The sequence below is a fragment of the Comamonas sp. genome, from assembly GCF_036666375.1.
Classification (GTDB): Bacteria; Pseudomonadota; Gammaproteobacteria; order Burkholderiales; family Burkholderiaceae_C; genus Comamonas.
This window is the reverse complement of the sequence record NZ_JAVWWA010000039.1, coordinates 1-4,650: the sequence shown is the minus strand read 5'-3', so window position 1 is coordinate 4,650 and position 4,650 is coordinate 1. Positions and strand designations below refer to the sequence as shown.

Sequence of the window (4,650 nt, the reverse complement as noted above, 5' to 3'; positions counted from 1 at the left end):
CGGTCAGCGGTCAGCGGTCAGCGGTCAGGTGAAGCAGCGATCGTGGACCAAGGTGGTGGGCAGCGCGCCTACGACCGACCAGCCGGTGATCCGAACGACGGAGAACAAGGTCCCGGCAAATTGCCCGCAGACAAAGGATACGACCACAAGTCGTTGTCGGTGCTATTTGAAGCGATGAGGCATCAGCGGTCGCAGCGCACGAAAAGGCACATCGAGACCTCTGACGCTGTGTTGTGCTTTGCAGCCGGCAGTTTTCAAACCTTTTGTGAATTAGTGCCTCCGCATTGCGGTTTGCCGCAGCATTGCATGTCAATCGAACTAGAAAATAAGTGACAACAAAGGAAACAATGTGTAAAAGTAGATTTTTGCTATCTCTCGTCCATGCGGGGACTGCGGTAAGGGTCTTGCATTCGCACCACGTCTGCGCGTCTCGTGAACACGGCATTTCTTGCATCCATTAGCGCTTCGTACCGGTGCTGATGGCCGAACACCAGTCAAACCAAACCAAGAGCCCGACATGAATCAAAGCCCGTCCATTGCCAGCAAAGAAATTGTCTTCGTGTTCGACAACCTGACAGACTGGCAGACCCTGGTCGCCGCCGCACCCGAGGGTGCTGAATTGGTGGTACTCGATGGCAACCGGGACGGGCTGCAACAGATCGCCGGCTATCTGAACGGTCGTTCCGGCATAGATGCAATCCACTTGTTAAGCCATGGGTCGGGCGGTACGGCAGAGCTGGGCAACATGTCATTGAGTGCCCAGAACATCGGCCAGTACAGTCAGACGCTGGATGCCATTGGCGCGGCACTGGCAAACGATGGCGACATCCTGATCTATGGCTGCTACTCCGGGAAAGGCCCACAGGGCGCGGCGCTGCTGGGCGAACTGGCACGCCTGACCCAAGCCGACATCGCTGCGTCCAACAACGCCACCGGTGCTGCCGACCAAGGGGGCGATTGGCAGCTTGAGCTCCATGTGGGAGAGGTCGGTACGGCATCACTGAGCGCCAGCGCTTATCGGAATCTGCTGGTCACCCCCTCTGACCAGTTTTTCAACAGCGAGTTTCCGCGGAATATACCTAATACCGGAGAGACCCTCGCAGGCCTGACCTACTCGATGGTCAGTCCCACGGAGACCAACGGCGCAGTTGTCGCTCTCACCGAGTCTTCCAACACCAGCATCACTGGAGCTGGTGATCTGGGCATGATGTTCAACTACGATGGTGTGACGTATACGCCCGGGGCAGTCGATGCACGGATCGCCTCCGCGGACGGAACAGAGTTTCGCATCGTCTCGATGGAGATCGATGCAGGAAATGACCTGGGTGCCAGCAGCCAACTCACTATCACGGGCTACCGCGATGGCGTTGCGGTCGCAACCAATGGCTTCAATACAGGGATTTCTCAATCTACGGGTTCCGTGACCTATGCAAAGAATGCGGTTTCCCCTGGTTTTGGCGGCACGCTCACTTTCAACAGTGATTGGAATTACATCGATGAAATCAGGTTTACCGGCTTTAACACCATCATCACCATAGACAACCTGGATTTCGATGCCGGAATTCCTCCAGACAACACGCCCCCCTCCGTCACCGGCGTGAGCTCCATCACTCCCAACGGCACCTACAAAGTGGGCAGTGCCATCTCCGTCCAGGTCAGTTTCAGCGAGAACGTCTTCGTCGACAGCGGCACGCCCCAGCTGACGCTGGAGACGGGCTCTACCGACCGGACCATCAACTACACCAGCGGGTCCGGCACCAGCACGCTGACCTTCAGCTATACGGTGCAGGCGGGCGACACCTCCGCTGATCTGGACTTCTTGACCACCAGCGCCCTGGCACTCAATGGCGGCACTATCAGCGACGCGGCTGGCAACGCCGCCACGCTGACACTGCCATTTCCTGGCGCGGCCCACTCACTGGGGGCGAACAACGCCATCGTCATTGACGGCGTGGTCCCCACCGTCACCAGCGTCAATTCCAGCGTGGCCAACGGCACTTACAAGATCGGCGACGCGATCGTCGTGCAAATCAACTTCAGCGAGGCTGTCACCGTCAACGGCACGCCCCAGCTGACGCTAGAGACGGGCTCTACCGACCGGACGATCAACTTCGCCAGCGGGTCCGGCACCAGCACGCTGACCTTCAGCTATACGGTGCAGGCGGGCGACACCTCCGCTGATCTGGACTTCTTGACCACCAGCGCCCTGGCACTCAATGGCGGCACTATCAGCGACGCGGCTGGCAACGCCGCCACGCTGACACTGCCATTTCCTGGCGCTGCCAACTCACTGGGGGCGAACAAGAACATCGTCATTGACGGCGTGGTCCCCACCGTCAGCAGCGTCAATTCCAGCTCGGCCAACGGCACTTACAAGATAGGCGATGCGATCAGCGTGCAAGTCAACTTCAGCGAGGTTGTCACCGTCAACGGCACGCCCCAACTGACGCTGGAGACGGGCAGGACGATCAACTACACCAGCGGGTCCGGCAGCAGCGCGCTGACCTTCAGCTATACCGTGCAGGCGGGCGACAGCTCCGCGGATCTGGACTACCTGGCCACCAGCGCCCTGGCACTCAATGGCGGTACCATCCGCGACGCGGCTGGCAACGCCGCCACGCTGACACTGCCATTTCCTGGCGCTGCCAACTCACTGGGGGCGAACAACGCCATCGTCATTGACGGCGTGGTCCCCGCCGTCAGCAGCATCAACTCCAGCACGGCCAACGGCACCTACAAGATCGGCGACGCGATCAGCGTGCAAATCAACTTCAGCGAGGACATCACCGTCAATGGCACGCCCCAGCTCGCGCTGGAGACGGGCACCACGGACCGGGCGATCAACTATGCCAGCGGCAGCGGCACAAGTACACTGACTTTCAGTTACACGGTTCAGGCAGGCGACATTTCGGCCGACTTGGATTTCACCAGCACGGCAGCGCTGTCTCTGGCGGGCGGAACCCTGCGGGATACGGCTGGCAACGACGCCGTGCTGACGCTGCCCGCTCCGGGCAGCGCTGGCTCTCTGGGGGCGAACAAGAACATTGTCATCGACGGAGTGGCCCCGACACTAACCATCACCAGCGGCGCCTCCACGCTGAAAATCGGCGATACGACCACCATCACGTTCACGTTCAGCGAGGACCCTGGCAGTTCATTTACGTGGGACGGATCGCCCGGAGATGTCGAGGTATCCGGTGGCACGCTCAGCGCGATCACTGGCTCAGGTCTGACCCGCACCGCGACGTTCACGCCCACGGCCGGGACAAACGCCGGCACTGCCAGCATCACGGTGGCATCCGGCTCCTACACCGATATTGCCGGCAACAGTGGCTCTTCAGGCATGCTGACCGGGCTGACCTTCGACACCCTGGCCCCTGCCGTCTCCGCGCCCACCCTGAATTCAGCCAGCGATTCGGGCATATCATCGACGGACCACATCACAAGCGTCTCAACGCCCGACATCGAAGGCTCGGCCGAGGCCTTCAGCACGGTCACGCTGTACGACACCGATGGCACGACAGTGCTGGGCAGCACCGCTGCCGATCTCCTGGGCAACTGGTCCATCACCAGCATCAGCCTGTCCGAGGGCACGCATTTCCTGAGCACCCGGGCCACGGATATGGCGGGCAACACGAGCCTTGCCTCCAGCGCGCTGATGCTTACCATCGATACCTCCGTTGCCCCTCCGTCCGCGCCGGACCTGTTGCAGGCCAGCGATTCCGGCATCTCTTCGTTCGACAACATCACGAATGTCACCACGCCCACGCTCACAGGCACGGCCGACGTCGATAGCTCGGTCACACTGTACGATTCCGATGGCGTCACGGTGCTGGGTACGGCACTCGCTGATGGCGGTGGTGTCTGGTCCATTACCAGCAATGCGCTGGCCGAAGGCACTCACACCCTGACCGCCAAAGCGACGGATGTGGCGGGCAACGTCAGCGCAGCTTCTGCCGGGCTGACTGTCACCATAGACGCCACCCCTCCCGCGGCAGCGCCCGCGCCGAACCTGGATGCAGGCAGTGATTCAGGAGCCTCCGACAGCGACAACATCACGTATGTCTCCACGCCCCTAATCAACGGCACGGCGGAGGCCAACAGCACCGTGACGCTGTACGACACCGGAGGAACTACAGTGCTGGGCATCACCGTTGCCAATCCCTTGGGCGACTGGTCGATCACCAGCAGCACGCTGACCCAGGGCACGCACAACCTCACCATCAAAGCCACAGATACAGCCGGCAATGTCAGCGCAGCCTCGGCAGAGCTCTCCGTGACTATCGATTCGGATGCTCCGGTTTTTTCCTCGGCCCGCGTCAACGGCAGCACCCTGGTACTGAGCTACACCGATGTGGATACGCTGGATGCCGCCAATCTCCTGGATCCTGCAGCCTTCACCGTGATGGTCGGACAGCTTCCCAATGCGGTCACTGCAGCCGCCGTCAACGCCATCGGGAAGACCGTGACCCTGACCCTGGCCACCCCCGTGGCCCATGGCCAAGTGGTAACGGTTGCCTATGACGACCCCAGCCCGCTCGACGATATGGACACCCTCCAGGACTTGGCCGGCAACGATGCCGCGACACTCGCCGCCACGGCAGTGACAAATACCACCCCGGCACCCAACCCCGGTACGCCGACAACACC

Annotated in this window: 2 protein-coding genes; both read left to right on the top strand. The window is 61.1% G+C overall.

Annotated elements, in window-relative coordinates:
- Window positions 1–333: hypothetical protein (locus RR928_RS11570; protein ID WP_332549176.1), on the top strand; the 333-nt coding region annotated here is incomplete at its 5' end.
- Between the two features lie 184 nt (window positions 334–517).
- Window positions 518–4,650, top strand: a 4,133-nt coding sequence (locus RR928_RS11565; RefSeq protein WP_332682584.1) for an Ig-like domain-containing protein, incomplete at its 3' end; no start/stop codon positions are given.